This window comes from Geodermatophilus sp. SYSU D01180 (assembly GCF_054050415.1).
The window spans coordinates 160,711-175,343 of record NZ_JBJGZH010000005.1; the positions used below are offsets into that span (position 1 = coordinate 160,711).

The 14,633-nt window shown below is 76.7% G+C and carries 12 protein-coding genes; 3 read left to right on the forward strand and 9 right to left on the reverse strand.

All coding sequences use genetic code 11. The annotated features are described in order from the left end of the window. Positions 1–13: 13 nt before the first annotated feature. The 3 genes from ACI8AA_RS07195 to ACI8AA_RS07205 all read right to left on the reverse strand — a co-directional run bounded on the left by ACI8AA_RS07195 (position 14) and on the right by ACI8AA_RS07205 (position 4,921). Complete coding sequence (locus ACI8AA_RS07195; RefSeq protein ID WP_457043807.1) at positions 14–1,666, reverse strand: FAD-dependent oxidoreductase; 1,653 nt, start codon at positions 1,664–1,666, stop codon at positions 14–16. A 251-nt stretch (positions 1,667–1,917) separates the two neighbouring features. Beyond that, a complete protein-coding gene (locus ACI8AA_RS07200) occupies positions 1,918–3,078 on the reverse strand; it encodes an FUSC family protein (protein ID WP_457043808.1) in 1,161 nt (386 codons plus the stop codon). Then, a complete protein-coding gene (locus ACI8AA_RS07205) occupies positions 3,071–4,921 on the reverse strand; it encodes a BCCT family transporter (protein ID WP_457043809.1) in 1,851 nt (616 codons plus the stop codon). The genes ACI8AA_RS07200 and ACI8AA_RS07205 overlap by 8 nt, the downstream gene beginning before the upstream one ends. 307 nt (positions 4,922–5,228) lie before the next feature. On the opposite strand from ACI8AA_RS07205, the gene ACI8AA_RS07210 reads away from it, so the two are divergent. Next, complete coding sequence (locus ACI8AA_RS07210; protein ID WP_457043810.1) at positions 5,229–6,086, forward strand: NAD(P)H-binding protein; 858 nt, start codon at positions 5,229–5,231, stop codon at positions 6,084–6,086. A gap of 125 nt (positions 6,087–6,211) precedes the next feature. On the opposite strand, the gene ACI8AA_RS07215 is transcribed toward ACI8AA_RS07210, so the two are convergent. Further along, positions 6,212–6,589, reverse strand: a complete 378-nt coding sequence (locus tag ACI8AA_RS07215) for a YybH family protein (protein WP_457043811.1) — start codon at positions 6,587–6,589, stop codon at positions 6,212–6,214. 96 nt (positions 6,590–6,685) lie between these two features. Here ACI8AA_RS07215 and ACI8AA_RS07220 point away from each other — a divergent pair, with 96 nt between their 5' ends. Both ACI8AA_RS07220 and ACI8AA_RS07225 read left to right on the forward strand, forming a co-directional pair. After that, on the forward strand, positions 6,686–6,862 hold the full coding sequence (locus tag ACI8AA_RS07220) for a hypothetical protein (RefSeq protein WP_457043812.1): 177 nt from the start codon (positions 6,686–6,688) through the stop codon (positions 6,860–6,862). A gap of 36 nt (positions 6,863–6,898) precedes the next feature. After that, positions 6,899–8,419: an adenylate/guanylate cyclase domain-containing protein gene (locus ACI8AA_RS07225; protein WP_457043813.1), complete on the forward strand. Its 1,521-nt coding sequence runs from the start codon at positions 6,899–6,901 to the stop codon at positions 8,417–8,419. Here the strand turns inward: ACI8AA_RS07225 and ACI8AA_RS07230 are convergent. The 5 genes from ACI8AA_RS07230 to ACI8AA_RS07250 form a co-directional block, all read right to left on the reverse strand. Further along, positions 8,398–9,450 (reverse strand): potassium channel family protein, encoded by a 1,053-nt coding sequence (locus ACI8AA_RS07230; protein WP_457043858.1) that lies wholly within the window; start codon positions 9,448–9,450, stop codon positions 8,398–8,400. The genes ACI8AA_RS07225 and ACI8AA_RS07230 overlap by 22 nt on opposite strands. A gap of 69 nt (positions 9,451–9,519) precedes the next feature. Continuing rightward, positions 9,520–11,277: a class I adenylate-forming enzyme family protein gene (locus ACI8AA_RS07235; RefSeq protein ID WP_457043814.1), complete on the reverse strand. Its 1,758-nt coding sequence runs from the start codon at positions 11,275–11,277 to the stop codon at positions 9,520–9,522. A 107-nt stretch (positions 11,278–11,384) separates the two neighbouring features. Beyond that, on the reverse strand, positions 11,385–12,956 hold the full coding sequence (locus ACI8AA_RS07240) for a long-chain-fatty-acid--CoA ligase (protein ID WP_457043815.1): 1,572 nt from the start codon (positions 12,954–12,956) through the stop codon (positions 11,385–11,387). A 76-nt stretch (positions 12,957–13,032) separates the two neighbouring features. Further along, a complete protein-coding gene (locus ACI8AA_RS07245) occupies positions 13,033–13,869 on the reverse strand; it encodes a class I SAM-dependent methyltransferase (RefSeq protein ID WP_457043816.1) in 837 nt (278 codons plus the stop codon). Positions 13,870–13,903: 34 nt separating this feature from the next. After that, positions 13,904–14,548, reverse strand: coding sequence for a TetR/AcrR family transcriptional regulator (locus tag ACI8AA_RS07250; RefSeq protein WP_457043817.1), 645 nt, complete (start codon positions 14,546–14,548; stop codon positions 13,904–13,906). Positions 14,549–14,633 lie beyond the last annotated feature (85 nt).

Below are 14,633 nucleotides of genomic sequence, written 5' to 3' on the forward strand. Positions count from 1 at the left end.
GGTGCGCGGCGGCTCAGGCGGCGAGGAGCTGGTGGACCAGCCGGATCGCGATCGAGCCCTCGCCGACGGCGGAGGCCACGCGCTTGACCGACCCGTGCCGGGCGTCGCCGGCCGCGAGGACGCCCGGGAGGCTGGTCTCCAGCGGCAGCGGGGGACGGGCGAGCGCCCGGACGGCGCCGGCGCTCACGTCCGGCCCGGTCAGCACGAAGCCCGCGGGGTCGCGCTCGACGGCCGCCGGCAGCCAGTCGGTGTGTGGCCGGGCGCCGATCATGAGGAACAGCGCCTGGGCGTCCACCGTCTCCTCCGCGCCGCTCGCGCGGTCCCGCACCACGAGGTGGTCGAGCCGGCCGTCGCCGCCCCCGCCGACGACCTCGGTGCCGGTCCGCACCTCGATCCCGGGCGTCCCCTCGACCTGGCGCACGAGGTAGTGCGACATGCCGGCGTCCAGCGAGGCCGCCCGCACCACGAGCGTGACCCGCTTCGCGGACCGGGCCAGGTGCAGGGCCGCCTGCCCGGCCGAGTTGGCGCCCCCGACGACGTACACCTCCTCGCCCGCCACCAGCGGGGCCTCCGACGCCGCGGCGCCGTAGGAGACGCCGGCCCCGCGCAGCGCCTCCAGCGACTCCACCCCGAGGCGGCGGTAGCTGGCGCCCGGCGCGAGGACCACCGCGCGGGCCACCACCACCCCGCCGGTGCCGAGCGACACGACGATGCCGTCGGGCCCCCGCGCCAGGTCGGTGACCTCCTGCATGAAGGCGAACCGGGCGCCGAACAGCCAGGCCTGCTCGTAGGCGCGGCGCGCCAGCTCCCCGCCGGTCACGCCGCGGGGGAAGCCCAGGTAGTTGCGGATCGCCGAGCTGGAGGTGGCCTGGCCGCCGATGCTGCCGGAGTCGACGACGATCGTGCGCAGCCCCTCGGAGGCGCCGTAGACGCCGGCGGACAGGCCGGCGGGCCCGCAGCCGACGATCACCAGGTCGTACCGGTCGCCGGAGGGGTCGATCGCCGTCCCCGCCGACCGCGCGATGTCCAGGTCGGTGGGGTCCTCCAGGACCGTCCCGTCGGGCATGACCAGCAGCGGCAGCCGCCGCTCCCGCGCGTCGGCGAGCAGGACGCGGCCCTCCGCGGAGTCGGCCAGGCAGAAGCGGTGCGGCATCGCGCAGCGGCCGAGCACCTCCCGCAGCTCGTACGCCCGGCCGGTCCAGGTCTCGCCGACGACGTCGATCGTGTGCGGCGCGCGGCGCCGTGTCTGCGCCCACGCGAGCAGGAAGCCCGACACCGCCTGGTGGAACTGCTCGTCCGGCGGCGGCGCCGGGCGCACCAGGTAGTGGTCGATGCGCCCGCGGGCGATCGCCTCGAGGACCGCGTCCCCGGTCCCCGGGCTCCCCACCTGCGCCCACGGGACGAGCAGGGCGCGCTCGGCGTGCGGGAACCGGCCGCGCACCTCCGCCAGCAGCTCCGTGCCGGAGGCGCCCCCGACCGTCTCGCCCGCGAGCACCAGGGCGACCTCCTCACCGGCGCCCGCGAGCTCGTCGAGCAGGGCCAGCGCCTCGCCCGCCGACCCCCGGCACAGCACGCGGTAGTCCCGCTCGTACCGGCTGCACAGCTCCCGCCCGACGTCGCCCAGCAGGGCCGGGTCGTCGACGGCCATCAGCACCGGACCGCTCATGCGCGCGCAGCGTAGGGAGCCGGCACCCGGGCGGCCCAGGGTCGAGGGACCCGGGACCGGGGCCGGCTCCCGCGGCTGCCGGTCGACGGTCTGCCGCCGGCTGGTGGGCGAGCCGCGGGTCGCCCGTGGGTACGCCGGTCGGTCCTCCCTGGCCAGGTCCCCCCACCCCGGCCGGGGACACGGTCCGGACCGTCGCGCCTGTCGTGACGTGCCGTCGGCGCGCCTGCGCGGCCGGTCCCGCGGCCCGCGGGTCAGGCGTCGCCGGGCACCCGCTGCCCGGGGCGGGGCGTCCGCGGCAGGTGCACCGGCCCCTCCCGCCGGGGGCGGGCCTGCAGCGTGTCCAGCGACCGGTACATGCCGACGGCGACCGCGCCGAGCGCGACGAACCCCTCGTCGTCGGCCGCCGTGGACGCGCGGAGCAGCGCGGTGAGCCGCCGCAGCGCGGCCCCGGCCTCGCGGACCGCGTCGTCCTCGCCGGCGGCGGACCCGGCGCTCACCACCAGGGCGAGGCCGTCGAGCGCGTCGGCGAGCAGCCAGCCGGTCCCGCCGTCGATGCGGTCGATGCCGCGGCGGTCCGGGGGCAGGTGGGCCACGAGCGTGGTCAGGTCGTCGACGAGGACGGCGACCCGGTCCAGGGCGCGCGACTCCTCCCGGACCCGCGCGGCGGTGCCGCCCCAGCGCCGGGCCCGTGGGTTGGCCCGCCGGGCGCGTTCGACGACGGCCTCGGCCGCGCGCATCCGGTCCAGCGCGGCGTCCAGGTCCCGCCGGGGCCGCGCCCACGCCCCCGGCGCGGGCAGCTCGCCGTGCCGCAGGCCGCCGGCGATGTCGTGCAGGTGCCGGGCCAGCAGCGCCCGGGTGGTCGCGATCGCCCGGACGGCCGCGGTGAGCTGCATCGGCGGGAACAGCACGGTGGTGACCAGGACGCCGGTCGCCGCGCCGAGCAGCGTCAGCCCGGCGTAGGCGACGGCGTAGCGCGCGGGGTCGGCCGCCGTCCCGACGGTGAGCATGAGGACCGCGGCGAAGCTCACCCAGCTCGCGTGCTCCTGCAGCACCCGCCACTGCTCGACGCCCACCGCCAGCGCGACGATCAGCGCGATGGTGAGCGTGCCGGGCAGCGCCTCGGCGGTGAGCTGGTGCACCGTGACGCCGAGGCCGAAGCCCAGCAGGATGGCCAGCACCGTCCGCCAGGCCGCGGCCGCGGAGTCGGCGACCGTCGGGTGCACCGCGATGACCGCGCCCAGCGGCGCGTAGTACGCGTACTGGGTGAACGGCGGCGGCAGCAGGACCGCCACCTGCCAGGCGAGCGCGGCCGCCAGCGCCGCCCGCACCGCACGCTGCACCCACGGCCGCCGCAGCAGCTCGCCCGTCCGGGCCCCCGTCCCCGGGATCCGCACCGCGGTGCGGCTACCCACCCGGCCGCGCCCGGGCGGCCGGCTCCGCGCCGTCGCGCGCGGGCGCGTGCCCGGCGGTGTCGCCCGCGGGCGCGTGCCCGGCGGTGTTCCCCGTGACCCGCACCGACGGGACCTCCGGCGCGCCGTCCCCGCCGGCCTCCACGACCAGCGCGAAGTCCTCGCCGTGCCGGCTGATGCCCTCCACGACGGCCTGCTCGACCGCCTCGACGGCGTAGGTGCGGCGCAGCACCAGCGGGTCGGTGCGCACGTCCTTCGCCAGCGAGACGGCCAGGCCGACCATGACCAGCGCGAACGGCAGCGCCGCGATGATCGTCAGGTTCTGCAGGCCGGTGAGCGCCTCCCCGCCTCCGACCAGCAGCATCACCGCCGCGACGGCGCCCATGACCACGCCCCAGAAGACCACCGTCCCGCGGCGCGGTCGCAGGGTGCCGCGCTCGGACAGCGAACCCATGACGATCGAGGCGGCGTCGGCCCCGGAGACGAAGAAGACCGCCACCAGCACCATGACCAGCACCGTCATCGCGGTGGCCAGCGGGTACTGCTCCAGCACGCCGAACAGCTGCCCCTCGGAGGTGGCCTGGCCGGCGACGTCCGCCCCGGACCGCTGGGCGGCGATGCCGGCCCCGCCGAAGACGGCGAACCACACGAGGCTGACCGCGCTCGGCACCAGCAGGACGCCGGTGACGAACTGGCGGATGGTCCGGCCGCGGCTGATCCGGGCGAGGAAGACGCCGACGAACGGCGTCCAGGAGATCCACCAGGCCCAGTAGAAGACCGTCCAGCCGCGCAGCCACGTCGCCGTCGCCTCGCCGCCGCTGGCCTCGGTGCGGGCGGCCATCCGGGCCAGGTCCGCGGCATAGCTGCCGACCGCGCCGGGGACCAGGTTGAGGATCAGCACGGTCGGCCCCGCCACGAAGACGAACACGGCGAGGACCAGGGCCAGCACCATGTTGACGTTGGACAGCCACTGGATGCCCCGGGCGACGCCGGAGACCGCGGACGCGACGAACGCGGCGGTCAGCACGGCGATGATCCCGACCAGGACGCCGTTGCCGACGTCCCCGGCCCAACCCAGGATCTCCACGCCGCTGCCGATCTGCAGGGCGCCGAGGCCGAGGGAGGCCGCCGACCCGAACAGCGTCGCGAAGATGGCCAGGACGTCGACCACCCGGCCGGCCCAGCCCTCGGTGCGGCGCCGGCCGAACAGCGGCTCGAACGCCGCGCTGACCAGCTGCCGGCGGCCGCGGCGGAACACGCCGTAGGCGATGGCCAGCCCGACCACCGCGTAGATCGCCCACGGGTGCAGCGACCAGTGGAACAGCGTCGTGGCCATGGCGGTCTGCACCGCCTCGGGCGTCTCGGCGGCCACCGTGCGCGGCGGCGGTGAGACGTAGTGCGCGAGCGGCTCGGCGACGCCGTAGAACATCAGCCCGATGCCCATCCCGGCGCTGAACATCATCGCGATCCACGAGACGGTGCGGAACTCCGGCGCCTCGTCGTCGCGGCCGAGCGGGATGCGGCCGTACCGGCTGGCCGCCAGCCACAGCACGAAGACGACGAACGCCGAGGCGAGGGTGACGAACAGCCACCCGAGGTTCGACTCGATCCAGACCAGCGCGGTGCTGCTGGCCGAGCCCAGGCCGGCCGGGCTGACGAACCCCCAGGCGAGGAAGGCGAGGGCCAGGACCGCGGCGACGGCGAACACGGCGCGGTCGAGCCGGCCCCGCGCGTCGGCCGCCGGGGGTGGCGGCTCGGCGATGGCGGGGTGCGGGTCTGCGGAGGACGGGACGAGGGCCGGTCCGGCCGCCGCGCCGTCGGGGTGTCCGGGTGGGGTGGAGCTCACTGGTACCCGTCCGCGCGCAGGCGCGGGCGAACCTCCGTTCGGTGTGCGGTGGGGGGACGGCGTCCCCGGCGGGAGCGGTGTGCGGTGGGGGGACGGCGTCCCCGGCGGGAGAGGTGTGCGCACACGGTCAGCACGCGAGCCCCGCGGAACCAGGGTCGGCGCGATCCGGCGGTCGCGCAAACGGGCCGGTGGCCCGGCCGCCCCGCGTCCACCGGTCGGAGGACGCGCGGCCGCGCCGGGATGACGCGGACCGGCCGCCGGGTTGTTGAACCTGCAAGCACATCGTCCGCACGAGGAGAGCGCCCGCATGACCACCTACGCCGTCACCGGAGCCACCGGCCACCTCGGCCGCCGCGCCGTCGAGGAGCTGCTCGACCGCGGCGTCCCGGCGTCCGACGTCGTCGCCGTCGTCCGCCGTCCCGAGGCCGCCGCCGACCTGGCCGGCCGCGGCGTCCAGGTCCGCCACGGCGACTACTCGCGGCCGGACACCCTGCCCGCGGCCCTGGCCGGCGTCGACCGGCTGCTGCTGGTCTCCGGCAGCGAGCCGGGGCAGCGGGTCGCCCAGCACGAGGCCGTCGTCGAGGCGGCGGTCGCCGCCGGGGTGCAGCGGATCGTCTACACGTCGATCGCGCGGGCCGACACCTCGGCCAACCCGCTCGCCCCCGAGCACCGCGGGACCGAGGCGGTGCTGCTGAAGGCGGACGTCCCGGTGACCGTCCTGCGCAACAGCTGGTACCTCGAGAACTACACCGCGCAGCTGGACCGGTACCTCGCCACCGGCGAGATCGTCGGCGCCGCGGGGGAGGGCCGGGTGTCGATCGCCCCGCGCGCGGACTACGCCGTCGCCGCCGCGGCCGCGCTGCTGGCCGACGAGGAGGGCACCGTCGTCCTCGAGGTCGGCGGCCCGGGCGTGACCCTCGCCGAGCTCGCGGCCGCCGTCACCGAGGCCACCGGGACGACGGTCCGCTACCGCGACCTGCCGGCCGACGAGCTCGTCGCGACCCTGCAGGGCGCCGGCCTCGACGCCGGCACCGCCGGGTTCGTCGCCGCCATCGACACCTCGATCGCGAACGGCGAGCTCGACACCGGCGACGCCGACCTCGCCGCGCTGCTCGGCCGGCCGGTGACCCCGCTGGCCGACGCCGTCCGCGCCGCCCGCCCCTGAGCCCCGCGGCCGCGCGCCGACGACTCGATGGTCATCGGATGTGTGCACGCGTCGCAGGCGTGTCCGCGCGTGTCCCGTGCACGCAGGCGATGATCGACTCCTGACGGCGCCGGCTGACCCGGTCCTCAGTCCGCGGGCACCGAGTGGTGCTCGTGGGTGACCAGCCAGCGCCCGCCCACCCGGCGCAGCCCCACGGTCAGCCGCACCTCGAAGCCCTCGGTGCCGGCCGCGCCGACCCGGAGCAGGCCGTGCGCGAAGGCGACGCCGTCCCCGGCGACCACGGTCAGCCCGGAGACGTCGAACAGGCCCTCGCCCTGCGCGTCCCAGAACAGCCGCCACTGCCGCAGGTAGTCGTCGATCCCGGTCACCACCATCGGCGGCGGGACGTCGAACAGCACGACGTCGCCGGTGTGCACGGCGGTCACCGCGTCGACGTCGGCGCGCCGCACGGCCTGCGCCCACGCCGCCAGCACCCGGCGGACCTGCACCTCGTCGGAGTCCATGCAGGGCGGACCGCCGGCGAGCCCGGATCTCATCCCCCCGGGTGGGGTCCGCCGCCCGGCTGCACCCCGTCCGCGCCGGTGCCGATGACCGGGGGCGTGAACCCGATCGCGTGCCGCGCCGTGGCGCAGGCCGGCCTGGTCGCGGCCACCGCCTCGGCCGACGACGAGCGCGCCTGGCCGCTGCTGCTGGTGGCCGGCCGGCACACCACCGCCGCCGACCTCGTCCTGTCCGACGCCCGCCTGGCCGCCGAACTCGCCGCCCTGCCGGTCTGACCGTGTCCCGGCCCCGCCGGGGTCGTTGAGCCTCCCGTGATCCCGGACAGCGCCCGCACGGCCGCCCGCCGCGCCGAGGACGTGCTGGCCTGGGCGCCGAGCGGCCGGATCGCCGTCCCGCTCATCGTCGCGCTGGTCGTCGTCGCCGACCTGGTCGGCGTCGGCACCGTCACCCTGCTGCTGCTCGGCGTCTCCGACGACGGGGACGACGCCGGCCGCGGCCCCACGCTGCTCGCCGCGCTGGCCTACCTGCTCGTCGCGCTGCCCGCCGCCACCCTCGCCGGGCTGCGCCGCCAGCGGGCCACCACCGCCTGGCTGCTCGCCGGCCGCGACCCCACCCCGGCCGAGGCCGCCCGCGCGCTGCGGCTGCCGGTGGACGCCGCGCTGATCGCCGCCGTGGTGTGGCTGGCCGGCGCGGTCCTCGCCGGCGCCGTCGCGGCGGTCACCTTCCCCGACCCGCTGGTCGGCCTGCGGGTCGGCGTCGTCGCGCTGCTCGGCGGCGCGGTCACCGCCGGCGTGGTCTACCTGCTCGTCGCCCGCGCCGCCCGCGCGCTCACCACCCGCGCGCTGGCCGCGCACCCGCCGGCCGGCCGGCTGGCCCTCGGCGTCCGCCCGCGCCTGCTGCTCACCTGGGGCCTGACCAGCGCGGTCCCGCTGCTCGGCGTCGTGCTGCTGTTCGCCGACCCGAGCAACCCCGGCGGCCCCGGCCGCACCGCCGTCGTCTTCCTCGCCGTCGTCGCCGTGCTCGTCGGCGGGCTGGCCACCCTGCTCACCGCCCGCGCGGTCGGGCAGCCGCTGCGCGACCTGCGGCAGGTGGTGCAGCGGGTCGGCGCCGGGGACTACACCGCGAGCGTCACCGTCGACGACGCCGGCGAGATCGGCCTGCTGCAGGAGGGCGTCAACACGATGGCCGCCGGCCTGGCCGAGCGGGAGCGGCTGCGCGACCTGTTCGGCCGGCACGTCGGGACGACGGTCGCCGCGCGGGCGCTGGCCGAGGGCGCCTCGCTGGGCGGGGAGCTGCGGCCGGTGGCGGCGCTGTTCGTCGACGTCGTCGGGTCGACCGCGCTCGTGCGGCGCACCGGCCCGGAGGGGATGGTCGGCCTGCTCAACCGGTTCTTCGCCGTGGTCGTCGCCGCGGTCGAGGCCGAGGGCGGGCTGGTGGACAAGTTCGAGGGCGACGCCGCGCTGTGCGTGTTCGGCGCGCCCACCGCGCACCCGGACGCCTCCGGTGCCGCGCTGCGCGCCGCCCGCCGGATCTGCGCCGACGTCGCGCGCGCCGGGGAGGTCGACGTCGGCGTCGGCGTGGCCTGCGGGCCGGCGTGGGCCGGGCAGGTGGGCACCGCCAGCCGGCTGGAGTACACCGTCATCGGCGACCCGGTGAACGAGGCCGCCCGGCTCACCGAGCTGGCCAAGGACCGGCCGGGGCGGGCGGTGGCCAGCGAGGCCGCCGTCCGGGCCGCCGGCGGCGGCGAGGCCGCGCACTGGGTGCCCGACGCGGAGGTGGAGCTGCGCGGCCGCGGTGAGCCGACCCGCACCTACGTGCGCGCGAACACCTGACCGTCGGGGCCGTGCGAGCGGACGACGACGAGCACGTCCTCGCTCTGCAGCGTGCCGATCAGCGGGTCGTCGAAGCGCAGCGTGCGCCCGCCGCGGGTCACCGACAGCACGATGTCGCGCAGGTCGCGCGGGCCCAGGCCGACCTCGCCGGAGGAGACCACGCGCTGGGAGAGGTCCAGGCCCTGCCCGCCGGTGAGCAGGTCCTCGACCACCGAGACCACCCGCGGGCTGTCGGTGGACAGGCCCAGCAGCCGGCCCGACGTCGCCGAGGTGGTGATGACGGTGTCGGCGCCGGACTGGCGCAGCAGCTGCGCGTTCTCCTCCTCGCGCACGGAGGTGGTGATCGGCACGCTCGGGTTGAGCTGGCGCACGGTGAGGGTGATGAGCACCGAGGCGTCGTCGCGGTTGGCCGCCACGATCACCGCGCGGGCCCGCTCGACGTGCGCGCGGCGCAGCACGTCGGTGCGCCCGGCGTCGCCGACGATGCCGGTCAGGCCGATCGAGTTGGCCTCGTCGATGGCCCGCTGGTCGCCGTCGACGATGACGATGTTCTCCAGCGGCGTGCCGGTGGCCCGCAGCGAGCGGACGGCGCTGCGGCCCTTGGTGCCGTAGCCGCACACGATGACGTGCTGACGCACGCGGGACCTCCAGCGTCGGATGCGGAACTCCTCGCGCGAGCGCGCGGTGAGCGCCTCGAGCGTGGTGCCGATGAGGACGATCAGGAACATGACGCGCAGCGGCGTGATGAACAGGATGTTCACCAGCCGCGCGCCCTCGGTGATCGGCGTGATGTCGCCGTAGCCGGTGGTCGAGAGGGTGACCGTGGAGTAGTAGATCGCGTCGAGCAGCGAGATGCCGACCTCGTCGCCGTCGCGGTAGGAGTCGCGGTCCAGCCAGACGATGAACACGGTCAGGGCGAGGAAGAACGCCGCCAGCACGACCCGCTGCCACACCTGGCGGACCGGGGACTGCTCGACGTGCGCGATCTGCACCCCGGTGTGCGGGTCCTCGCCCGGCCCGTGTCCGCCCATCACGTCCGGCGACGATAGCGAGCGGGGGCGGTGCGCACCGGGATGCCGGCGCGCACCGCCCCGATCGGGTCAGCCGCCGGCCACCGCCTCGCGCTCGCGGGCGGCCAGCTCCCGCTTGAGCACCTTGCCCGCCGCCGACACGGGGATGGCGTCGATGAAGACGACGTCGCGCAGCCGCTTGTAGTGGGTGACCCGGTCGTTGACCGCGGCCATCACCGACTCGGCGGTCAGCGCCGCCCCGGCGTCGTCGGCCCTGCGGACGACGTAGGCCACCGGCAGCTCCCCGGCCGCCTCGTCGGGCCGGCCGACGACCGCGGCGCCGGCCACGCCCGGCACGCCGAAGAGGATCTCCTCCAGCTCGCGCGGGAACACGTTGTAGCCCTTGTAGAGCAGCATGTCCTTGGTGCGGTCGACGATCGCCAGGAAGCCGTCCTCGTCGAGGATGCCGACGTCGCCGCTGTGGAACCAGCCGTCGGCGTCGATCGCCTCCGCGGTGGCCTCGGGCCGGTGCGCGTAGCCGCGCATGACCTGCGGGCCGCGGATGCACACCTCGCCGCGCTCGCCGGCGGGCAGCGGGTCGCCGCCGCCGAGGGGCCGGATGGTGATCTCGGTGTCGAAGATCGGCACGCCGACCGTGCCGGCCTTGCGGGTGCCCGAGCGGAACGTCGGGTTGCCGGTGGCCATCATCGTGACCTCGGTCAGGCCGTAGCCCTCGCCGATGACCGCGTTGGGCAGCAGCGCCTGCAGCCGCTCGATGAGCGACACCGGCAGCGGCGCGGCGCCGCTGGAGACGCCGCGGACGTGCGACCAGTCCTGCTCGGCGAAGCCGGGCACCTGCAGCAGCGCGACGAACACCGGCGGGGCGCCGCCGATGCTGGTCACCCGGTAGCGCTTGGCGTCCTCGACGTACCTCACCGGGTCGAAGCGCATGTGGATCACGGTGGTGGTGCCGCCCATGACCATGCCGTTGAGGTAGCCGATCGCGCCCATGGCGTGGAACCACGGCGTGAGGTTGATCAGCACGGCCTCGCCGAGCCGGGTCGGGCACTCGTCCTCGCCGAGCACCTGGCGGATCGTGACGTCCCCGGCCTCGTCGAGCTCGGGCAGCGACCCGGAGGTCCAGCACGAGGACTGCAGCACGTTGGTGACCACGTTGCGGTGCGGCAGCTCCACGCCCTTGCTCACCCCGGTCGTGCCGCCGGTGTAGGCCAGGTGCGCGAGGTCGGCGGCGGGGTCGAGCCCGGCGTCGAGGTGCCGGTCGGTGGGGTCGGCGGCCAGCAGGTCGGCCAGGTCGACGTCGGTGGCCTGCAGGCCCTCGAGCCGGGCGGCGAAGTCGAGGGCGTGCCCCTCCCCGGTGACGACGACGGTCTGCACCGGCGTGGCCTCGAGCGCGCCGCGGACGAACGGCAGCACCTGGTCCCAGGTGACCAGGACCTTGGCGCCGGCGTCGGTGAGCTGGGCGGCGAGGTCGGCGGCGGGCAGCAGCGGGTTGGTGGGGGAGAAGACGGCGCCGGCCATCACCACGCCGTAGTAGACGGCCGGGTACTGGCGGCAGTTCGGGATGTGCACCGCGACGACGTCGCCGCGGCCCACGCCGTGGTCGGCCAGCCAGTTGGCGACCGCGGCGGCCCGCGCGCCGAGCTCCTCGAAGGTCAGCTCGACGTCGTGGTCGACGAACGCCGTCCGCGTGCCCCAGCGGCGCACCGCGGCGCGCAGGATCGACCCGACCGGCACCGGCGGGTACTCCAGCGAGCGGGGCAGGCCCGGCGGCCAGCTGGCGGCGGGCTCCTGCGCGGCGTCAGTGGGCGCAGGGTGCGTGGCGGTCATGCGTGTCCTTCCGTCCGGAACAGGGCCTCGTCAGCGTGGTACAGCTCACATCCGCTGTCACGCAGCGTTGTGCACACCGGCGGCTGTGCACACCGCACAGCTCGGCGTCAGACGGCGGGGTCGGAGACCAGCGAGCCGGCGCGGTGCTCCTCGCGCAGCGCGGTCTTGAGCACCTTGCCGCTGGGGTTGCGCGGCAGCGCGGACACGACCGAGTACTCGCGCGGGTGCTTGTAGCGGGCCAGCCGCTCGCCGCACCAGGCCGACAGCTCGGCGGGGGTGGGCGGGTTCTCCGGGTCCCGCGGCGCGATCACCGCCAGCGGCGCCTCGCCCCAGCGCGGGTCGGGCACCCCGATGAGCGCGACCTCGGCGACGCCGGGGTGCGCGGCCAGCGCGTCCTCCACCTCGGCGCAGTACACGTTCTCGCCGCCGGTGATGATCATGTCCTTCTTGCGGTCGACGACGTAGAGGTAGCCGTCCTCGTCCTCGCGCACGAGGTCGCCCGAGTGGAACCAGCCGCCGGCGAACGCCTCCGCCGTCGCCTCGGGCTTGCCCCAGTACTCCTCCATCACCATCGGGCTGCGGTAGACGATCTCGCCCACCTCGCCGCGCGGCACGTCCTGCATGGCGTCGTCCACGACGCGGACCTCGACGTTGAGCATCGGCGTCCCGACCGAGCCGATCTTGCGGATCGAGTCCTCGCCGCGGAGCAGGCAGGTGACCGGGCTGCACTCGGTCTGGCCGAAGGCGGTGACCACCTCGGCCTGCGGGAACGTGTCGATCATCGCCCGCAGCAGGGTGGTCGACGCCGGCGCCGCGCCCCAGGAGATCCGCTTGAGGCAGGACAGGTCGCGCTCGGCGATCCCCGGCACCGCGACCACCGCCGCCCACATCGCGGGCACGAGGAAGAGGTTGGAGATCCGCTCCCGCTCGATGAGGTCGAGCACCGCCACCGGGTCGAAGCCGCCCGAGGCGAGGATGACGTGGGTGCCGCCGAGCAGCAGGGGCGGCAGCCCGCCGGCCAGCCCGGCGATGTGGAACAGCGGCGCCCCGGGCGCCCCCACCCGGTCGTCCGGGCCCACCCCGAGGGTGGCCACCTGGCTGAACACGTGCATCAGCAGGTTGTGGTGGGTGAGGACGGCGCCCTTGGGCCGGCCGGTGGTGCCGGAGGTGTACATGATGAAGGCGGGCGCCGCCTCGTCGACCTCGACGTCGAGCGGCTCGGCGGACGCCGCCGCGAGCGCGTCCTCGTAGTCCTGGCCGATGGTCAGGACGGTGTGCACGCCGGGTGCCTGCTCGCGCGCCTTCGCCGCGACGCCGGCCAGCGCGGGATCGACCACCAGGGCGGCCGCCCCGCTGTCGGTGAGCACGTAGGCCACCTCGTCGGCGACCAGGCGGAAGTTGACCGGGACGACGATCGCGCCCAGCCGCACTCCGGCGAGGTAGGACTCCCAGACCTCGATCCCGTTGAGCCCGAGCACGGCCACCCGGTCGCCCCCGGCCACGCCCCGGTCGGCCAGCGCCCGCGCCAGCCGGGTGACCCGCTCGTCGAGCTCGGCGTAGGTGCGGCCGGTGCCCGAGAAGCGCACGGCCACCGCGTCGGGAGTGCGCCGGGCCCAGCGGGCGAGCTGGTCGGCGATCGTCATGCCGCGCCCCTGCAGCCGGGGGGTCGGGTCGTCCACGGGTTCCTCCTGCGCCGCCGCCGGGTGTGACCTGCGTCATGCTGGCGGGGCGGCGGGGGGCGGTCAACCCTGACCGTCAGGGCACCCGGGCGACCGCCCCGACGAGCATCGGGTTGACCAGGACGGCGTCCGCGGCGGCGGCCTCGGCGCGCAGCCGCCGCTCGAAGTCCTGCGGTCCCACCTCGGCGGCGGTGGCCGTGCCGGTGCGCTCGAGGACCGGAAGCAGGCTGGTGACGTCGCCGGCGACGATCGCCCACCCGGCCGCGTCGCCGCCCCGCTCCAGCGGCTGGGCGGAGGTGAGCACGGGGTCGGGCAGCCCGGCGGCGCGGAAGACGCCGGTCAGCCGCAGGCCGGCGTCCAGGGGGACGCCGGAGCGGCCGAGCGCGGTGCGCAGCCACCCGTCGTAGGTGGTCAGCAGCGGCAGCGGCGGGTGCGCGGCCCGGCTGGTGAGGACGACGTCCTGGAAGGCGACCACCCCGCCCGGGCGCACCAGCGCGGCCGTGCGGGCGACCAGCGCGACCGGGTCGGGCAGGTGCAGCAGCACCAGCCGCCCGAGGACCGCGTCCACCGGCGCGTCCGGGGACCAGGTCGTGACGTCGGCCCGCACGAACTCGACGTGGGCGGAGCCGGCCTCCGCCGCCCGCCGCCGGGCCACCGCCAGGTGGCGGTCCGAGGCGTCGACGCCGACCACCCGGCCCGTGGGTCCCACCCGCTCCGCGGCGGCCAGCGCGGCCACCCCGGGGCCGCAGCCGAGGTCGACGACCGACGCGCCCGGGGCCAGGCCGGCGCCGTCCAGCCACGCGGCGGTGGCCGGGGCGTAGAGGCGGGCGAGCACGTCGAGCCGGGCCAGCTCGGGGTCGGTGTCGCCGAGGACGTAGCCGGTGCCGGGTCCGTCGCGGGTGCCGCTCGTCATGCACCCGCATGGTGGCCCGGGCGCGGCCGCGCCGTCAGCCCTCCGCGGGCGGCGTCAGCATCCGCGCGGCGAGCCCCTTCCAGAGCGTGAGGTGCGGGTCGGTGGCGGCGGGCCGCTCCTCGAAGGCGTACACGCAGGCCACCCCGCGCATGCTGGTGAACAGCAGCTCGCACACCTCGGCGTAGCGGGGGGCCGAGGCGATCCGCGGGCCCCAGATCCCGTCGGCCACCCGGCGGATCGCCGCGCGCAGCCGGCGCTCCTCGACCCGCAGCGCCGCCCGCAGCTGCGGGTCGGTGCGGGCGGCCACCCACAGCTCCATCGCCGCCCAGAACGGCGGCTCCTGGAACGTCGCCCACATGAGGTCGATCGCCCGGTCGATCCGCTCGGGCCCGGCCGGCTCGTCGGCCATCACCGCCGCCGCGCGCTCCTCCACCCCGGCCAGCAGCGTGCTCGACAGGTGCCCGGCGGCGGCGACCAGGAGCTCGGCGCGGGAGGGGAAGTGGTGCAGCAGCCGGCCGCGGGACACCCCGGCCCGGGCCTGCACGGCCAGGGTGGAGGCGCCGGCGTACCCGGACTCGACCAGGCACGCGACGGCGGCGTCGAGGATCAGCGCCCGGCTGTCGGCCGTGCGGGTCGACCGGCTGCGCGGGCCGTCGTCCGGGAGGGGGTCGGCGCTCACTCGCCGCAGGCTAGGGCCCCGGCGCGCCGCTGAACAGTCACCGTTGACCGTCGAGGGTGACCGCTGTCACGCTGCGGCCCGTACT